Here is a 16,508-nt window from a genome sequence, read left to right as displayed (position 1 = left end):
CCACCCGGGGGTGGTGCCCGTTCGGGTCACGGCGGCGTGAACGGCGTGTCAGGCGGTACGGATCACCAGTGCCGTGGCGATGGCGGCGAGGCCCTCGGCGCGCCCGGTGAGGCCGAGGCCGTCCGTCGTCGTGCCGGACACGGAGACGGGGGCGCCGACCGCCTCGCTCAGTGCCTTCTGGGCCTCGTCGCGGCGCTTGCCGACCTTGGGGCGGACGCCGACGACCTGGACGGCGACGTTGCCGATCTCGTACCCCTCGGCGCGGACGATGCGGGCGGCCTCGGTGAGGAGGCTGACGCCGGAGGCGCCGGACCACTCGGGGCGGGAGGTGCCGAAGTGGGCGCCGAGGTCGCCGATGCCGGCGGCGGAGAAGAGGGCGTCGCAGGCGGCGTGGGCGGCGACGTCGCCGTCGGAGTGCCCGGCGAGGCCGTACTCCTCCTCCGGCCACAGCAGGCCGGCGCACCAGAGCGCGCGGCCCCGCTCGAAGGCGTGGACGTCGGTTCCGATGCCGACCTGGGGAAGTCGTACGGGCTCAGAAGCCATCGTTGGCCCTCCTGCGGGCGAGTACGGCCTCGGCCAGTACGAGATCGAGGGGACGGGTCACCTTGAACGCCTCTTCGTGACCGGGGACGACCACGACGGGGGCGCCGAGCCGTTCGACCATGCCGGCGTCGTCGGTGGCGCCGTCGCCGGTGAGGGCGACGGTCGCGTGGGCGTTGACGAGGGTCTCGTAATCGAAGCCCTGCGGGGTCTGGACGGCGCGGAGGCGGGAGCGCTCGGGGGTGGCGACGACGCTCTCGGGGTCGCCCTTCTTCTCCGCGGGCTCGACCTCCTTGACCGTGTCGGCGACCGGGAGGGCGGGGACGACGGCGACGGCGCCGTCCCGGACCGCCTCGATGACGGCGTCGACGGTGTCGACGGGGACGAGCGGGCGGGCCGCGTCGTGGACGAGGACGGTGGTGATGCCCTCGGGCAGCGCCGCGAGGCCGAGGCGTACGGACTCCTGGCGGGTCTCCCCGCCGGGGACGACCAGGTAGTCGGTGCGCTCGGGGAGGGCGTGGGCGTCGAGGAGGTTCTTGACCTCGGCGGCGCCGTCGGAGGGGGCGACCACGACGACGAGGGAGACGGCGCGGGAAGCGGCCATCGCCCGGACGGCGTGGATGAGCATGGGGGTGCCGTTCAGCGCGCGGAGCGCCTTGGGGGCGCCCGGGCCGAGCCGTACGCCCCGGCCCGCCGCGGGGATCACAGCGGCGGTGCGCGCGGGACGCGTTTCGTCTGTCATCGGTTGCACTCCGGCAGGTTTGTTTCCTCGGCCGACATGGGTATGGCCTCACCGTGCTGGACGCGACGCCTTGACCGGGCCCTTTCCGTGACGACGGTCGGAGCGTGCCGCGCGGCACAGGGGATGTGGCACGGGAAGACGCGAGGGGGGCGGTTGTAGCAGCGCCGTGGACGGCTGGGCCGCGAGGCGGCGGACGTCCGGGTGGCGGATGTCGAGGGCGCGGGTGATGCGGCCCGCGTCGATCTGAGGGATCCGGTCGATCTGGTGGATCCGATGGGCGTGTCGCAGTCGTGAGGACGCGAACATGCCGCAGCGCCCGGCGACAGCACTGTGAGTCTCACAGCACGTCAACGGGCACCGCGGCATCGCTTCACTCAGGACGCGAGGACCTCGTCGAGGAGAGCCTCGGCCTTGTCCTCGTTCGTGTTCTCCGCGAGGGCCAGCTCGCTCACCAGAATCTGCCGAGCCTTGGCGAGCATGCGCTTCTCACCTGCGGAAAGTCCGCGCTCGCGCTCCCGGCGCCACAGGTCACGGACTACTTCGGCGACCTTGATGACATCGCCGGAGGCGAGCTTCTCGAGATTTGCCTTGTAGCGCCGGGACCAGTTCGTCGGCTCTTCGGCGTACGGCGCGCGCAGCACCTCGAAGACCCGGTCCAGCCCGTCCTGACCGACCACATCGCGCACACCGACGAACTCCGCATTGTCCGCCGGCACACGAACCGTCAGGTCGCCCTGGGCGACCTTGAGCACCAAGTAGGTCTTGTCCACGCCTTTGATCTGGCGAGTTTCGATGGCCTCGATCAGCGCGGCCCCGTGATGGGGATAGACCACGGTGTCGCCAACCTTGAACGTCATGTGACAGGTACCCCTTCCGTGGCTATCCAGGGTAACACGGATACGGCTTCTTCTGAATGGCGTTTTCGCAGGTCAGGGCATATCTCGGGGCTTGACAACAGCAACGCGAACGTGCTGCGGAGGGCTCGCGGAAGGCGGTATTCGCAGGTCGGAGCGGCTGCGCGGACGGAGAGAAACACGGACGCCACACCCGCCCGGAGGGCTCCGAAGGAGGAACGATGTCCCGTTATGTCGGGTTCAGGTCGGGCATCTTCGCGTACTCCGTTCGAGGATCGGTGACCCGTACGGATGCTTCCCGGACCGAATCCCGAATTGATCAACGGGGACCGGACCGGAGTTTTTCCGCGGGGCGGACGGAGGAATGCGCGGACGCCCGCCGAATTGATCAAGGCCGTTATGTGAACGGCGGGTCAATGCGTCGTGATCCGGCCGTCACGGCGGGTGTGCGGAGGGCCCGGGTGCGCGAAGGGGCGGGTCGGGTGCGGGACGGAGAGTGCGGCTCGGTAACCTAAGCGCGCTGACGCACCTTTAGCTCGTCCTTAGCCGGTTGGTCCTGAGCTCCACCCCAGCCGGTCGCCCTTAGCCCGTCCGTACGTCCTAGGAGTTGCCGCCGCCGTGAGCCGCAGCCTTCGACGCGGCGCCCTCGCCGCCACCGCCCTCGTGATCTCGATCGCCTCGCTGTCCGCCTGTGGCGCGGGCAACGACGCGCAGACGCTCGGCGTGCGGCCGGACAACGCCGCCGTCGCCGTGGACGATGTCAAGATCCAGAACGCCATCGTGATCACCCAGCCGACCGTCGGCGCCCCGGGCCCGGCCGTCGTCTCGGCCACGGTCTTCAACAACGGCTCCGCGCCGCAGACGCTCGACTCGATCACCCTGGCGGGGTCCACCTCGCCGGTGAAGCTCAAGCCGGCCAAGGGTACGGGTCCGATCACCGTTCCCGCGGGCGGCTCGGTCGTCATCGGCGGCAAGGGCAACGCCACCGCCACGATCGACAACGGCCACGAGGCCGTGAAGGACGGCGGGGTCCAGAAGCTGGTCTTCAAGCTGAGCCAGACCGGCGACGTGAGCCTGCAGGCGTTCGTCGTCCCGGCGAGCAGCTACTTCAAGGAGTTCGGCCCGACCGAGATCCCCCAGCCGCCGTCCCCCACGCCGACCGCGTCGGCGACCGCCACGGGTGACCACGGCGCCGGGTCCGGTGCCTCCGCCCACCCGACGGACGGGAGCAGCCCGTCGGGCGAGGCAAGCCACGCGGCCGGCCACTGACACGCCCGTCGGTCCGCCGACACTCCGTACGTCCGCGTGCGGACCGTGGGCACCCGCGGACCCGCGCAGACGTACGAAAGGGGGCGCCGCCACCGGATCACTCCGGCGGGGGCGCCCTTTCGCACACGTACGGTCTACGGCTCGAACTTGTAGCCCAGGCCCCGGACCGTCACCAGGTACCGCGGCGCGCCCGGGTCCGGCTCGATCTTGGCCCGCAGGCGCTTGACGTGGACGTCGAGGGTCTTGGTGTCGCCGACGTAGTCCGCGCCCCAGACCCGGTCGATGAGCTGCATACGGGTCAGGACGCGGCCCGCGTTGCGCAGCAGCATCTCCAGGAGGTCGAACTCCTTCAGCGGGAGGTCGACCTTGCCGCCGGAGACCGTGACGACGTGCCGGTCCACGTCCATGCGGACCGGGCCGGCCTCCAGGGCCGCCGGGGTGACCTCCTCCGGCTCCCCGCGGCGGCGCAGCACCGCGCGGATGCGGGCGACCAGCTCGCGCGAGGAGAAGGGCTTCGTGACGTAGTCGTCGGCTCCTATTTCCAGGCCGACCACCTTGTCGATCTCGCTGTCCTTGGCGGTCACCATGATCACCGGGACGTTCGAGCGGCCGCGCAGCTGGCGGCACACCTCGGTGCCGGGCAGGCCGGGCAGCATCAGGTCGAGGAGGACGAGATCCGCTCCGTTGCGCTCGAACTCGTCGAGGCCGTCGGGCCCGGTCGCGGCGACCGCGACCTCGAAGCCTTCCTTGCGGAGCATGTACGACAGGGCGTCGCTGAAGGATTCCTCATCCTCGACGACGAGCACTCGGGTCACGGAAGGACCTCCGGGGCAGGGAGCGGTTCGGTCATGAGATCGGGGGTGGGTGACACGGAGGCGGATGATCGGCGGTCCCGTACGGCGCCCGCCTCGGGCAGCCGCAGGGTGAAGGTGGAGCCCTGGCCTTCGGTGCTCCAGACCGTGACCTCCCCGCCGTGCGAGGCGGCCACGTGCTTGACGATGGCCAGGCCGAGCCCCGTACCTCCGGTGGCGCGGGAGCGGGCCGGGTCGACGCGGTAGAAACGCTCGAAGATCCGCTCGCGGTCCTTCTCGGAGATGCCGATGCCCTGGTCGGTCACGGCTATCTCGATCAGGTCGCCGCCCGGGGCGGCCACGCGGCGGGCGGCGATGCCCACACGCGTCCGGGCCGGTGAGTAGTTGACGGCGTTCTCGACGAGGTTGCCGAGAGCGGCGGCGAGCTGGCCGCGGCTGCCCCAGACGTGCAGATCGGCCGTTCCTCCGGAGACCATCGTGATCTGCTTGGTGGAGGCGGTGTGCCGGGAGCGGTCGATGGCCTCGGCGACCAGTTCGTCCACCCGTACGGGCTCGGAGTCCTCCAGCGGGTCGTCGTTCTGCACCCGGGAGAGGTCGATGAGTTCCTGTACGAGATTGGTCAGCCGGGTCGCCTCGATCTGCATACGGCCGGCGAACCGGGTGACCGCCTCGGGGTCGTCCGAGGCGTCCATGACAGCCTCGGAGAGCAGAGAGAGCGCACCTGTCGGAGTCTTGAGTTCATGACTCACATTGGCCACGAAGTCGCGCCGGACCGCTTCGATACGGCGGGCCTCCGTCAGGTCCTCGACCAGGAGCAGCACCAGGCGGGAGCCGAGCGGTGCCACCCGGGCGGAGACGGCGAGGGCCTCGCCGCGGCCGGTGCCGCGCCGGGGCAGGTCGAGCTCGACCTGTCGTATCTCTCCGTCACGGCGGGTGTCGCGGGCCATGTTGAGCATGGGCTCGACGGCCAGCTTCCCGCCGCGGACCAGTCCGAGGGCGTACGCCGCCGAGCTGGCCTTGACGACGGAGTCGCTCTCGTCGAGGACGACGGCGGAGGACCGCAGCACGGACAGCACGGTGTCGACGCCGGGCGGGAGCACGGCGTCGGTGTGCAGGGAGGTCCGGGTGGGCCGCGCCTGGTCGCGCTCGCTCCAGCGGAACGCCAGCATGGCGATCACGCCGGTGCACACCCCGGCGATCGCGGCCAATGCGGCGACCGCCGCGTTCACGTCCATGCCATCCAGGTTATGCGTGGTCACGGACACTCTCCCAGCCGTCCGAGTGGCTGCTCGAACAGTCGTCGCCCAGAGTTCACCGTGGGGACGGTGGTGGTTCATTTGAACCGTTCGGGGCGGTGGCGTGCGTCGCCCAGAGTTCACCGAGGGGAAAGGGTTGATTCATGTGGGGTGTCAGGGCCTGACTTGTAGGGGACCGAACGTGGGAGCGTGGGGGTCCGAGCCCCACCCGGACCCCGGACGCTTGTGAGAGAGGGACATCGATGCGGGACGCGTACCACGAGGAACTTGACTCGATCGGCGAGGGCCTGGTCGAGATGGCCCGTCTTGTCGGGTCGGCGATCGGGCGCGCCACGACGGCGATGCTCGACGCCGACCTGAAGCTCGCGGAGAGCGTGATCGCGGCGGACCAGAAGGTCGACGATCTGCAGCACGGCCTGGAGGCCCGGGCGATAGCCCTGCTCGCGCGGCAGCAGCCGGTGGCGACGGATCTGCGGATCGTGGTCACCTCGCTGCGGATGAGCGCTGACCTGGAGCGGTCGGGTGACCTGGCCCAGCACGTGGCGAAGCTGGCCCGGCTGCGCTTCCCGGACACGGCGGTGCCGCGTGATCTGCACGCGACGATCCTGGAGATGGGTCAGCTGGCGCAGCGCCTGATGGCGAAGGCGGCGGAGGTCATCATCACGAAGGACGTCGATCTGGCGCTGCAGCTGGAGCAGGACGACGACGAGATGGACCTGCTGCACCGGACGCTGTTCCAGCACCTGATGGACGACCGCTGGAAGCACGGCATCGAGACGGCGGTCGACGTGACGCTGCTGGGCCGCTACTACGAGCGGTTCGCGGACCACGCGGTGTCGGTGGCGAAGCGCGTCGTCTACCTGGTGACGGGTGAGCACGCGGACGAGCTGCAGCAGGCGGACGTTCCGGTCGAGGGCGCGTAGGCCCGGGCGGCGTCATCGGGGTGCGGCGGTTCGCACTCCTGTGCGCCGTTGATGCGCCCGGTGGGGTGGGCATGCAATGGGGAAAGGCGACGGACGCCTTCGAGGAGGGACCCCCATGGCCGAATCCGCCACCACCGACCCCCAGCAGGAGACGCCGCGCGACGCGGTCTTCCTGCCCGTCCTCGGCGCCTGCGGGTGCGGCTCCGGCTGCGGCTGCGGCTGCCAGTCCGGCGGGCCGTGCCAGTGCGGGGGCTGCTCCGGATAGGCGCGTACGACGAGGTGGCCCCGGCCGGGTTCTCCGGGCGGGGCCACTTCGTGGTGCTTACGGCGGGGGTACGCGTACCTCGGGGGCACGGTATTGCGGGTGCGCTTATTGCGGGTGCGTACCTCGTGGCGTACGCGCGTCAGACGTCGAGCACGCCGACGGTCTGGCCGCCGGTGGTCTCGCCGGTCGTGCGGAAGCCGTGCTTGAGGTAGAAGTCCCCGGGCCCGTGCTCGCCCTCCTCCCACGACACGTACATCAGGCTGCCGCCCCGCCGCCGTATCTCCTCGCGGACGGCTTCGACGGCGAAGCGCCCATAGCCCTTGCCCTGGTGGTCGGCGGAGATGTTGAGCCGCCACAGCCCGCTGCGCCGGTCCTCGGGGTCCTTCTTCGGCGCCCACTGGATGTCCAGGAAGGCCATCAGGAAGCCCACGAGCTCGTCACCGTCGAGGATCAGCCGCGGCCAGGCGGTCTCCCCGAAGGCGTACGCCTCGGCCAGTGAGGTGGCGACCGGCTCGACGTTCTTCTCCTGGTGCGGGTGGACGCGCAGCGCGAGGGCGGCGTCCACGTTCTCAGGGGTGATCTTTTCCAGGCGGAGCGCAGAGGTCATCAGCGGACCCTATCGACGGGTCGCACCCGTGGTCGCGGTGTTTTTCCCCGACGGAGGCCCCTGCCCCTTCGTGAGCTTGCGCCCGCGGGTTTCTCCCGGCCTCTGACCACCGTCCTGGGCAGGACTACAGGATGTGGCCGTCTGGCCCCTGGCGATGGCCGCCGGCAGTGTGGCCGACGGCTGGGCCGTCGAGACGCCCGGCCAGGTGCGGTACGCGGTCGGGAGAAGGCCCTGTGGGAGGAGGCCCGCACGGAGCGCGCCTCCCCACCCGGGGTCAGACCTTCGAGAGCGTGACCGCCGCTTCCTGCTGTTCGGTGCTGACGGTCACCGGGTAGTCCGGGTCGTTCGCACGGGCGCTGCCGCGCAGTGTGGCGGTGCCGGGCTGGAACGAGGTGGCGGGTTCCTGGCTGGTCAGCGTGACGGACCAGGGGACGGGCGCGCCCGGGGTGCAGGCCACGGTGGTTCCGTAGGAGGCGCCGGGCGTCTGCTTCTTCTGGACCTGGAAGACGTGGCCGACGAGCGAGACGTCGGCGGGCTTGTTGCACGTCACGGTGCCGCCGACGGTGACCGTGCCGTCAGGGACGCCTACGGTGCCGGTGGGGTCGACGCTCATGCCCAGGGCGAGTTCGACGGGCGGCTCGGCCATGACCGCGTGGACCTCGCCGCGCAGCGGCACCGTCGATCCGTTGCAGTACTGCTCGAAGGTCGCGTCGAGTTCGCGCACGTATCCGTACGGGCCGAACGCGATGTGCTGGATGGTGAAGGAGCCGGAGTTCGTCGCGCACCACTTGTCGGTCCCGTGGTCGGTTCCGCTGAACTGCAGTTCCGCGTCTGCGGGCTGGGCGTCGGGCCACTGCTTCGCGCCCGTGTACGTGGTGCCCTCGGTCAGCTTCTGGCCGTCGGGTGCGGCGACGTGGAGACGCCAGAAGGTGCCTTCTTCGGCGTCGATCGCGACGGAGAGGCCGTTCCCGTCCGTGCTGCCCTGGACGTCGAACAGGTCGACCGCGCCGACGGTGTACGCGTACGACCGCCCACCCGATATCGGCTCGCCGGGCTCACCGCTGAAGCTCATCGTCCCGGACGCGGCCGTGTGGGCCTGGGCGGTGCCTGCGAGCGGTGCGGCCGCGAAGGCCACCGCCATGGCCGCGACGACGCCCATGGCCCGGGCCAGGACGCGACGTGGCATGCCACTTCTCACCAAGATTTCCCCCAAGGGAGTGTGTCGGTCTCGCCGGCCGAGCGCACGGAAGCGGTGCTCTCGACGGGCGAGCGGACTGCGCGTGACGCATGTCCGGAGGCTTTCGAGCCTCACCGGTACAAGCGCTGGGGCGATCCCAAACGTCACAGCAGCCCCACGCGCCCCAGAGTGCACACCGGTTGCCAGTTGCGGCGGCAAGGCGCACACCCCTGAGACGGGACGGCGGTGCCCCCGACGCCGAAGGCGGCGTCCGTCTCTCATGCCATCATCCTCGCGTGCTGAAGATCCCCGGATACGAAGACGGCCCTCTGGTTCAGGGCTCCGCCTACCTGGACGACCCGCTGTTCTGGCCCGTGCACCTCGGCACCTGCCTGCGCGGCGAGGACGCGCAGCGAGCGGCGTTCGGTGCCGACTGGGACGCGGCCGAGGAGTTGTGTCGCGCGCTGCACGCCGAGGGGGAGTGGCCGGTGTTCAGCGTGCCTCTGGGATCCGGGCACACCATCCACGTCGTCTACCGCAACATCGACGGAGAACGCGGGGTGGACTACCTGATACATCACCCTGCGTGGACGGCAGCGGAGACCGTTGCGGTGGATGACGGTCATTTCATGGGGCCCGGGATGTCCTGGCTGGAACTGCTGTCCGCTGCCCGGCAGCCGGCAACAAGCGGCGTCCAGGACGCCGACGCCCGTCTCCTGCTGCTCTTCCCCACACTCGGCGACGCGCTGCTTCCCGACGACGCAAGCGCTGCCCTCACCGCCGCGCTCGCCGCTCTCACGGTGATCGAGGAGCCCGCCGAGGTGGCGAGCATGCTCCTTGAGAACCAGGGCCAATGGGCTCGCGCGTACTGGAGCCAGGTGGACGGCGTCTCGATCAACGACGGAGGGCACTCCTACCGAAACCCCAGCAACGCCTTCGCGCTGCCCGAGGGCCGCCTTCTGGAGATCAGTAACGCCCTGAACGGCAGGGGAGCGACGCTTTGACGGACATCCGGCTGAAGCGGTGAGCTCGGGGAAACGCACAAGCCCCCTCCCCGCCGGAGACCGGCAGGCAGGGGGCTCACTCGTGCGTCAGGGCTACTTCTTGCCCTGGTTCTTCACGGCCTCGATCGCCGCCGCCGCCGCGTCCGGGTCCAGGTACGTGCCGCCGCGCTTGAGAGGCTTGAAGTTCTCGTCGAGCTCGTACGTCAGCGGGATGCCCGTCGGGATGTTCAGGCCCGCGATGTCCTCGTCCGAGATGTCGTCCAGGTGCTTGACCAGGGCGCGCAGGCTGTTGCCGTGGGCCGCGATCAGGACCGTGCGGCCGGTCAGGAGGTCCGGGACGATGCCGTCGTACCAGTACGGCAGCATCCGGTCGACGACGTCCTTCAGGCACTCCGTCCGCGGGCGCAGCTCCGGCGGGATCGTCGCGTAGCGCGGGTCGTCGGACTGCGAGAACTCGGTGCCGTCCTCGAGCGCCGGCGGCGGGGTGTCGTACGAGCGGCGCCAGAGCATGAACTGCTCCTCGCCGAACTCCGCGAGCGTCTGCGCCTTGTCCTTGCCCTGGAGCGCACCGTAGTGGCGCTCGTTCAGGCGCCAGGAGCGGTGGACCGGGATCCAGTGGCGGTCGGCGGACTCCAGCGCCAGCTGCGCCGTGCGGATGGCGCGCTTCTGGAGGGAGGTGTGCAGTACGTCGGGCAGCAGGCCGGCGTCCTTCAGCAGCTCACCGCCGCGGACCGCCTCCTTCTCGCCCTTCTCGGTGAGGTTCACGTCCACCCAGCCGGTGAACAGGTTCTTCGCGTTCCACTCGCTCTCGCCGTGGCGGAGGAGGATCAGCTTGTACGGTGCGTCGGCCATGCGCCCGAGCCTAATCGACGCCCGACGCCTGACGCTCCCCAGCAATTCGCTGGCGTCCAGCATGAGAGATGCGTAAGTTACGAGGGCCGCTAGAGGGACTTACGCACAGCAGGGGGCCGGCCCACATGTCCATCGACTCGCTCAGACGATCAGCCCGCGCGACCGTCTCCGGTCTCCCGAGCGGATTCTGGTGGCTCTGGCTCTCCACGCTCGTCAACCGCACCGGCGCCTTCGTCCTCACCTTCCTGTCCCTGTACCTGACCCAGGAGCTCGGCTACTCGGCCTGGTACGCCGGGCTCGTCATCGCCCTCCACGGTCTCGGCGGCGTCGCCGGATCCCCGCTCGGCGGGACGCTCGCCGACAAGTGGGGCCGGCGCCCCACCATGGTGACGATGCACCTGGTGACGGCCACCCTCGCCGCCGCCCTCTCCCTGGTGACCACCGCCTGGGGCATCGCCGCCGTCGTCCTGCTGATGGGCCTGTCCATGCAGGCCGTGCGCCCCTCCATCCAGGCCACCATCGCCGACATGGTCCCCGAGCACGACCGCCGCCGGGCCTTCGCCCTCAACTACTGGGCCCTCAACCTCGGCTTCGCCGTCGCCGCCTTCGGCGGTGGCGCCGCCGTCTTCCTCGGCTACCGCACGCTCTTCCTCTTCGAGGCCGTCGCGGTCGCCCTGTGCGCGCTGATCGTCTTCCTGAGGCTGCCGGAGACCCGCCCCGAGGCCAAGCCGAACTCCACCGGCGGACTCGTCGAGAAGGACCGCGTCAGCGTCCTCGTCGTCCTGCGCGACGCCCCCTTCCGTACGCTCGTGCTCCTCAACCTCCTCGTCTGCCTCGTCTTCACCGCCCCCTGGGTCGGTCTGCCGCTCTCCATGGCGGCGGCGGGGCTCGAACCCTCCGCGTACGGCGCCGTCATCGCCGTCAACGGTGTCCTGATCGTCGCCTTCCAGCTGCTGGTCAACAAGGTGACCGAGAAGCGCTCGCCGGCGATGCTGCTCACCGTCTCCGCGCTGCTCTTCGCCGTCGGCACGGGTGCCACCGCGCTGGCCGGCACGCCGCTGGTCTTCGCCGCGACCGTCGTCGTGTGGACCATCGGCGAGATGGTCCACGTCCCGACCAACGCCGCCGCCACCGCCAAGCTCGCCCCCGAGCACGCCCGCGGCCGCTACCAGGGCGTCATGGGCATGTCCTGGGCGCTGTCCGGTTTCCTCGCCCCGATCCTCGCGGGCTGGGTCGTGGGCGGCCCCGGACCGGACGTGCTGTGGATCGCCTGCGGTGTCGTCGGCGCCGTCGCCGCCCTCGGGTACACCACCCGCCTCCGCAAGGCCCTCGCCGAGGACCACCCCCTCCCCCGGAACCGGACCGCCCAGAACCGGACCGCCGAGGACCACCCCCTGCCCGAGGGCCGGACCGTCGTCGGCAAGGCACCCGTCGCCGACCACGCACCCGGCGACAAGGCACCCGGCGCCGTCAGCGCCTGAGCGTCCGCTGTGCCTCGTACAGGTTCCGGGGGCGGACCGCCCCCGGAATCCCGTACGCCTCCACGCGCGCGTGGAGCTCGCCGACGAAGTCCGGCACGTCGATCTGGTCGAACTCCCGCACCTCGCTGATGCCGACCGTCGCGCTGTACGGGGCGACCCGGTCGATCTTGACCAGGCCCGCCCGCCCGTTCGTGACCGTCACGTTCCAGTGGGTGAAGCGGGCTCCGTACAGCGGGCCGGCCGAGGCGTCCCCGCCGTGCCGTCCGTTGTTCTCGACCGTGATCTCCGTCCGTACGTTGGCGAACGGCATCCCGCGGTGGGTGTCGAACGTGCCCATCTCCATCACGCCCCGCGACCAGACGTTGTGGCTGGAGAGCCCCTCCACGTTGATCCCGTGGAGCTGGGTGCCCGCCGGGGCCGGGGCCGTACGGGCCGCGATGCGGAAGTCCTCCACGAGGTTGTCGTGCGCGCCCTCGCGGCAGAAGTACGGGTGGTGCGAACCGCGCCCCTCCACCCGGGTGCGCCGCAGTGTGCAGGCGGAGGCGGCGACGAGACCGAAGCCGTTGTCGACATGGCGTACGACGACGTCCTCGGCCCAGCAGTCGTAAGCGCACTGGAAGGTGACGCCGTTGTAGCCCTTGTCGAGGAGGTGCGGGGCCTGCGCGGTCTCGACCGCTTCGAGCGTGAGGCCCACGACGCCCGCGTCCGTCAGCGGCTCGGTGAGGGTGACGAGCCTCGGGTCCCACTCCGGGCGGGCGTCGAGCGGCAGCGGGCGTTCGAAGGTGACCCGGCGGCCCCGCACCGAGGTGACGCGGACCGGCCACTCGTAGGGGACGTACGACGTCAGCTTGGTCTTGTCGTCCCAGTGGTACGCCTCCGCGCCCGGGCCCCCGCCCGCCATGTGCTCCAGGAGCGTGTGGCCGGCGTCGTCGGCCAGGCGGAGGAGGACGACCGCGCCCCGGCGCAGGGCTGACGGGTCCTCGACCGTCACGGACCAGTCGCCCCGCCGGGCGGGGCGGACGGTGGTCAGCGTGCGCCACTCGTCACGGCGGTTGCCGGTCCAGCCCTCGAAGGGCCAGGCGCGTTGCCGGATCGCTGCGACGAGCGAGGCGTGGCGGGCGTGCGGGGCGAGCCAGATGAGACCGCCGGCCCAGGACCAGGAGGACTTGTCGCCGCCGTAGCGGGAGCCGTAGGGGCCGATCAGTTCGGTGAGGTGCTTCGTGGCCAGCAGTCTCGTGCGGGCGGAGCCGGCGCCGCGCAGGACGACGCCGCTGTGGCCGATGTGGAGGAGGTCGTCGATCCGGTACGTGCCGGGCGGGACGAGCACCGTGCCGCCGCCGCGCTCCCCCGCCTCGGCCAGGGCCCGGTTGATCGCGGTCGCCGAATCGGCCGATCCGTCGGGGGTGGCGCCGTAGGAGAGGACGTTCGCGACGACGGGCGGGTGGGGCAGCCGGGTCGCGCCCCGGCGGGCTCCCGCGCGGCCGACGTAGGGAATCTGGGGATGGGTGTACGGGGAGTCCGCGTACTCCTCCCAGAGAGGGGTGACGGGGGCCGGTGCGAAGCCCGTCGTGGCGGCCACCCCGACCGCCACCGCACCGCCCACGAACTGCCTTCGGCTGATTCCCATGAGCCCGCCTTTCATGGATGTGAACGCCATTCAGATGTGCGACGGCCGCGAGCATGGCACGACCCCGGCAAGGGCGGAAGGGGTCGTGCAGCGGGTGACCGAAGGTCAGTTCGTGGGCTTCTGGGTCAGATGCGTGAACGCGTCGAGGTTGCGCGTCGACTCGCCCCGCGAGACCCGCCACTCGTACTCGCGCCGGATGGCGCTCGCGAAGCCCAGCTCCAGAAGGGTGTTGAAGGAACCGTCGGCCGCTTCGAGGACCGAGCCGAGGAGCCGGTCCAGCTCCTCCGGGCTGACGGCGGCCAGCGGCAGCTTGCCGGTCAGGTAGATGTCGCCGAGGCCGTCGACCGCGTAACTCACGCCGTACAGCTTGAGATTGCGCTCCAGCAGCCAGCGGTGGACGCCCGTCTCGTTCTCGTCGGGATGGCGGATGACGAAGGCGTTGAGGGAGAGCGAGTGGCGCCCGACCCGGAGGGACAGCGTCGTGAACAGCTTGCGCGTGCCGGGGAGTTTGACGACGTACGAGCCTGGCTCGGGGGACTCCCACTCCAGTTCGGCGTCCTTGAAGGTGTCCTCGATGACCTGCTGGGCACGGGTGACGTCAGCCATGGTGCGAGCGTACGCGACGGCGGTGATCGTGCATCGCGGCCGTGTACACGTCCGCCGTGCCCGAGGCGGCCGTGTCCCAGCCGAAGGACTCCGCGTGCCGGGCCGCCGCGGCGCCCATACGGGCGGACAGCGCCGGGGCGGCCACGAACCGCCCGAGCGCGCGGGCGTAGTCGGCCGGGTCGTGCCCCTGGACCAGGAAGCCGGTGACGTCGTCCCGTACGGCGACCGGAAGGCCGCCCACCGCGGCCGCGACGACCGGCGTGCCGGCCGCCTGCGCCTCGATGGCGACGAGCCCGAAGGACTCGCTGTACGAGGGCATGACCAGCACCGATGCCGCCCGGAACCAGTCCGCGAGGCGGTCCTGGCCGACCGGCGGGTGGAAGCGGACGAGGTCCGCGATGCCAAGCCGGGCGGCAAGCTTCTGCAGCCCCTCCGGCTTGGCCAGCCCGCTGCCGCTGGGGCCGCCGACGACGGGCACGACCATGCGTGAGCGCAGCGACGGGTCGTCCTCCAGGAGGCGGGCCGCGGCCCTCAGCAGGATGTCGGGGGCCTTCAGGGGCTGGATGCGGCCCGCGAAGACGGGGATGAAGGCGTCGGCGGGCAGCCCGAGGCGGGCCCTCGCGGCCGCCCGGCCGTCGGCCGGGCGGAAGTGGTCGAGGTTGACCCCCGGGTGCACGACGGCGACCTTGCCGGGATCCGACTCGTAGAAGCGGACGAGCTCGTCGGCCTCCTCGGCGGTGTTGGCGATCAGCCGGTCGGCGGCGCGGACGATCTGGGTCTCGCCGATCACCCGGGCCGCGGGCTCGGGGGTGTCGCCCTCCGCGAGCGCCGCGTTCTTGACCTTGGCCATCGTGTGCATGGCGTGGACGAGCGGGACGCCCCACCGCTCGGCGGCGAGCCAGCCGACGTGGCCGGAGAGCCAGTAGTGGGAGTGGACCAGGTCGTAGTGGCCGGGGCGGTGGCCCGCCCATGCCTGCATCACCCCGTGGGTGAAGGCGCAGAGCTGGGCCGGCAGCTCCTCCTTGGCCAGGCCCTCGTAAGGGCCGGCGTCCACGTGCCGTACGAGGACGCCCGGGGCGAGCTCGACGACGGGGGCGAGGCCGCCGGTGGTGGCCCGGGTGAAGATCTCGACCTCGATGTTGATCGCGGCCAGCCGCTTGGCCAGCTCCACGATGTAGACGTTCATGCCGCCGGCGTCACCGGTGCCCGGCTGGTGGAGGGGCGAGGTGTGGACGCTGAGCATGGCCACCCGGCGGGGGGTCCTGTGACGTCCGGGGAACCGGAGCCTGGGCGGTGTCGCCAGGGAGCCGGCGAGCCGGGACACGTACTGGCTCACGTCGACGATCCTTCCGCTGAGTGGGGGCGTAGCGGGCACGGCAAGGGGGACGGCGCGTGACGCCCTCCGAACGGCACAACACCGGAATGGGGCCATCCATTTCCGTTTTGCCAATTCATTGCCCCGGGGCCCGGCGCGTACCCTCGTCCCATGGCCCCGCGCACCACCCTCCCCCGGAGCTCCGACCGGGGGCGCCCCCGCCCCGGTTCGCCCGTCGGCACGGCCACCCGCGGGACCACCAACCCGAACCGGCTGCGTCGTATGGACCGCTGGATCGCCGCCGTCCACGGACCGGCGCTGCGCCGGTCCCCCGAGCCGCCCCTCGCCGTCGACCTGGGTTACGGCGCCGCTCCCTGGACCGCCGTCGAGCTGCTCACCCGCCTGCGCACCGCCGACCCGCGCACCGAGGTCGTCGGCATCGAGATCGAGCCGGCCCGGGTCGCCGCCGCCGAGCCGTACGCCCGCGAGGGGCTGTCCTTCCTGCACGGCGGCTTCGAGGTCCCGGTGCCGGGCGCGGTCGCGCTGATCCGGGCCGCGAACGTGCTGCGTCAGTACGACGAGGGCGAGGTGGCCGCCGTGTGGGAGCGGCTGTGCGCCCGGCTCGCGCCCGGGGGCCTGCTGGTGGAGGGGACCTGCGACGAGATCGGGCGCCGCCATGTATGGGTGGCGCTCGACCGGACGGGGCCGCGCACGGTGACCTTCGCCACCCGGCTCGGCTCGCTGGACCGGCCCTCGGACCTCGCGGAGCGACTGCCGAAGGCGCTGATTCACCGCAACGTGCCGGGCGAGCCGGTCCACGCGTTCCTGCGGGACTTCGACCGCGCGTGGGCGGCGGCCGCTCCGTACGCCTCGCTCGGCGCGCGGCAGCGGTGGATCCGGGCCGTCCGCGACCTGGCGGCGGACTGGCCGCTGACGGACGGCCACCGCCGTTGGCGGCAGGGCGAGGTGACGGTGCGCTGGGAGGCCCTGGCGCCCGCGCCGCGCTGACCCACCGCACGGCATCGGCGGCCCCGACGCGCCAACTCGTGGTGAATTCGAGGTACGTCGGGAACGCGACGCGCCGATCGCTCGTCACCCGGGGGGAAGGTGACCGACAGGCCCCGGTATCCCCTGTCGTTTTCACGTTTCGCATGGCACTATCGCCAAGGTCACCACCA

Annotated in this window: 17 protein-coding genes; 6 read left to right on the top strand and 11 right to left on the bottom strand. The window is 71.4% G+C overall.

Annotated elements, in window-relative coordinates:
* Positions 1–48 precede the first annotated feature (48 nt).
* The 3 genes from ispF to ACZ4VW_RS22240 all read right to left on the bottom strand — a co-directional run bounded on the left by ispF (position 49) and on the right by ACZ4VW_RS22240 (position 2,139).
* A complete protein-coding gene (ispF, locus tag ACZ4VW_RS22250; RefSeq protein ID WP_467964990.1) occupies positions 49–543 on the bottom strand; it encodes a 2-C-methyl-D-erythritol 2,4-cyclodiphosphate synthase in 495 nt (164 codons plus the stop codon).
* Positions 533–1,282: a 2-C-methyl-D-erythritol 4-phosphate cytidylyltransferase gene (gene ispD, locus ACZ4VW_RS22245; RefSeq protein ID WP_467964988.1), complete on the bottom strand. Its 750-nt coding sequence runs from the start codon at positions 1,280–1,282 to the stop codon at positions 533–535. Before ispD ends, ispF begins: the two co-directional genes overlap by 11 nt.
* A 374-nt stretch (positions 1,283–1,656) precedes the next feature.
* Positions 1,657–2,139 carry a CarD family transcriptional regulator gene (locus tag ACZ4VW_RS22240; protein ID WP_003953493.1) on the bottom strand — a complete coding sequence of 161 codons (483 nt, stop codon included), beginning with the start codon at positions 2,137–2,139 and terminating at the stop codon, positions 1,657–1,659.
* 615 nt (positions 2,140–2,754) lie between these two features.
* Between ACZ4VW_RS22240 and ACZ4VW_RS22235 the strand changes: the two genes are divergently transcribed.
* Entirely contained in the window at positions 2,755–3,405 is a 651-nt protein-coding gene (locus ACZ4VW_RS22235; protein WP_467964986.1) for a DUF461 domain-containing protein, read from the top strand.
* Between the two features lie 134 nt (positions 3,406–3,539).
* On the opposite strand, the gene phoP is transcribed toward ACZ4VW_RS22235, so the two are convergent.
* Positions 3,540–4,211, bottom strand: coding sequence for a two-component system response regulator PhoP (gene phoP / locus ACZ4VW_RS22230; RefSeq protein WP_465270246.1), 672 nt, complete (start codon positions 4,209–4,211; stop codon positions 3,540–3,542).
* A 5-nt stretch (positions 4,212–4,216) separates the two neighbouring features.
* Positions 4,217–5,452: a two-component system sensor histidine kinase PhoR gene (gene phoR / locus ACZ4VW_RS22225; RefSeq protein ID WP_467964984.1), complete on the bottom strand. Its 1,236-nt coding sequence runs from the start codon at positions 5,450–5,452 to the stop codon at positions 4,217–4,219.
* Positions 5,453–5,715: 263 nt separating this feature from the next.
* On the opposite strand from phoR, the gene phoU reads away from it, so the two are divergent.
* Positions 5,716–6,396, top strand: a complete 681-nt coding sequence (gene phoU / locus ACZ4VW_RS22220) for a phosphate signaling complex protein PhoU (RefSeq protein WP_467964982.1) — start codon at positions 5,716–5,718, stop codon at positions 6,394–6,396.
* A gap of 115 nt (positions 6,397–6,511) precedes the next feature.
* Complete coding sequence (locus ACZ4VW_RS22215) at positions 6,512–6,661, top strand: hypothetical protein (RefSeq protein WP_355104402.1); 150 nt, start codon at positions 6,512–6,514, stop codon at positions 6,659–6,661.
* Between the two features lie 139 nt (positions 6,662–6,800).
* Here the strand turns inward: ACZ4VW_RS22215 and ACZ4VW_RS22210 are convergent, their stop codons facing one another.
* Both ACZ4VW_RS22210 and ACZ4VW_RS22205 read right to left on the bottom strand, forming a co-directional pair.
* On the bottom strand, positions 6,801–7,268 hold the full coding sequence (locus ACZ4VW_RS22210; protein ID WP_467964980.1) for a GNAT family N-acetyltransferase: 468 nt from the start codon (positions 7,266–7,268) through the stop codon (positions 6,801–6,803).
* 274 nt (positions 7,269–7,542) lie between these two features.
* Positions 7,543–8,454, bottom strand: coding sequence for a hypothetical protein (locus ACZ4VW_RS22205; RefSeq protein WP_467964978.1), 912 nt, complete (start codon positions 8,452–8,454; stop codon positions 7,543–7,545).
* A gap of 287 nt (positions 8,455–8,741) precedes the next feature.
* Here ACZ4VW_RS22205 and ACZ4VW_RS22200 point away from each other — a divergent pair, with 287 nt between their 5' ends.
* Entirely contained in the window at positions 8,742–9,449 is a 708-nt protein-coding gene (locus ACZ4VW_RS22200; protein ID WP_467964976.1) for a hypothetical protein, read from the top strand.
* A gap of 93 nt (positions 9,450–9,542) precedes the next feature.
* On the opposite strand, the gene ACZ4VW_RS22195 is transcribed toward ACZ4VW_RS22200, so the two are convergent.
* Positions 9,543–10,301, bottom strand: a complete 759-nt coding sequence (locus tag ACZ4VW_RS22195; protein ID WP_467964974.1) for a phosphoglyceromutase — start codon at positions 10,299–10,301, stop codon at positions 9,543–9,545.
* Positions 10,302–10,426: 125 nt separating this feature from the next.
* On the opposite strand from ACZ4VW_RS22195, the gene ACZ4VW_RS22190 reads away from it, so the two are divergent.
* Positions 10,427–11,782 carry an MDR family MFS transporter gene (locus ACZ4VW_RS22190; RefSeq protein ID WP_467964972.1) on the top strand — a complete coding sequence of 452 codons (1,356 nt, stop codon included), beginning with the start codon at positions 10,427–10,429 and terminating at the stop codon, positions 11,780–11,782.
* On the opposite strand, the gene ACZ4VW_RS22185 is transcribed toward ACZ4VW_RS22190, so the two are convergent.
* From ACZ4VW_RS22185 to mshA, 3 genes are all read right to left on the bottom strand, one after another.
* Positions 11,772–13,409, bottom strand: coding sequence for a glycosyl hydrolase family 28-related protein (locus ACZ4VW_RS22185; protein ID WP_467964970.1), 1,638 nt, complete (start codon positions 13,407–13,409; stop codon positions 11,772–11,774). The two genes, ACZ4VW_RS22190 and ACZ4VW_RS22185, sit on opposite strands and share 11 nt — an antisense overlap.
* Positions 13,410–13,514: 105 nt before the next feature.
* Positions 13,515–14,015 carry a type III secretion system chaperone family protein gene (locus tag ACZ4VW_RS22180; protein WP_467964968.1) on the bottom strand — a complete coding sequence of 167 codons (501 nt, stop codon included), beginning with the start codon at positions 14,013–14,015 and terminating at the stop codon, positions 13,515–13,517.
* Positions 14,008–15,351: a D-inositol-3-phosphate glycosyltransferase gene (gene mshA / locus ACZ4VW_RS22175; RefSeq protein ID WP_467964966.1), complete on the bottom strand. Its 1,344-nt coding sequence runs from the start codon at positions 15,349–15,351 to the stop codon at positions 14,008–14,010. Before mshA ends, ACZ4VW_RS22180 begins: the two co-directional genes overlap by 8 nt.
* A gap of 150 nt (positions 15,352–15,501) precedes the next feature.
* Between mshA and ACZ4VW_RS22170 the strand changes: the two genes are divergently transcribed.
* Positions 15,502–16,338, top strand: a complete 837-nt coding sequence (locus ACZ4VW_RS22170) for a class I SAM-dependent methyltransferase (protein ID WP_467964964.1) — start codon at positions 15,502–15,504, stop codon at positions 16,336–16,338.
* Positions 16,339–16,508 lie beyond the last annotated feature (170 nt).

It is taken from the genome of Streptomyces sp. NPDC029139, from assembly GCF_055564335.1.
The sequence above is the reverse complement of the archived record's forward strand: the minus strand, read 5'-3'. Positions and strand labels throughout refer to the sequence as shown.

What these genes read in the sequence shown, in the direction of transcription:
- ispF (WP_467964990.1), bottom strand. Translation starts at nt 543, where the DNA reads ATGGCTTCTGAGCCCGTACGACTTCCCCAGGTCGGCATCGGAACCGAC.
- ispD (WP_467964988.1), bottom strand. Translation starts at nt 1,282, where the DNA reads ATGACAGACGAAACGCGTCCCGCGCGCACCGCCGCTGTGATCCCCGCG.
- ACZ4VW_RS22240 (WP_003953493.1), bottom strand. Translation starts at nt 2,139, where the DNA reads ATGACGTTCAAGGTTGGCGACACCGTGGTCTATCCCCATCACGGGGCC.
- phoR (WP_467964984.1), bottom strand. Translation starts at nt 5,452, where the DNA reads ATGGACGTGAACGCGGCGGTCGCCGCATTGGCCGCGATCGCCGGGGTG.
- phoU (WP_467964982.1), top strand. Translation starts at nt 5,716, where the DNA reads ATGCGGGACGCGTACCACGAGGAACTTGACTCGATCGGCGAGGGCCTG.
- ACZ4VW_RS22215 (WP_355104402.1), top strand. Translation starts at nt 6,512, where the DNA reads ATGGCCGAATCCGCCACCACCGACCCCCAGCAGGAGACGCCGCGCGAC.
- ACZ4VW_RS22210 (WP_467964980.1), bottom strand. Translation starts at nt 7,268, where the DNA reads ATGACCTCTGCGCTCCGCCTGGAAAAGATCACCCCTGAGAACGTGGAC.
- ACZ4VW_RS22205 (WP_467964978.1), bottom strand. Translation starts at nt 8,454, where the DNA reads ATGCCACGTCGCGTCCTGGCCCGGGCCATGGGCGTCGTCGCGGCCATG.
- ACZ4VW_RS22195 (WP_467964974.1), bottom strand. Translation starts at nt 10,301, where the DNA reads ATGGCCGACGCACCGTACAAGCTGATCCTCCTCCGCCACGGCGAGAGC.
- ACZ4VW_RS22190 (WP_467964972.1), top strand. Translation starts at nt 10,427, where the DNA reads ATGTCCATCGACTCGCTCAGACGATCAGCCCGCGCGACCGTCTCCGGT.
- ACZ4VW_RS22185 (WP_467964970.1), bottom strand. Translation starts at nt 13,409, where the DNA reads ATGGGAATCAGCCGAAGGCAGTTCGTGGGCGGTGCGGTGGCGGTCGGG.
- ACZ4VW_RS22180 (WP_467964968.1), bottom strand. Translation starts at nt 14,015, where the DNA reads ATGGCTGACGTCACCCGTGCCCAGCAGGTCATCGAGGACACCTTCAAG.
- ACZ4VW_RS22170 (WP_467964964.1), top strand. Translation starts at nt 15,502, where the DNA reads ATGGCCCCGCGCACCACCCTCCCCCGGAGCTCCGACCGGGGGCGCCCC.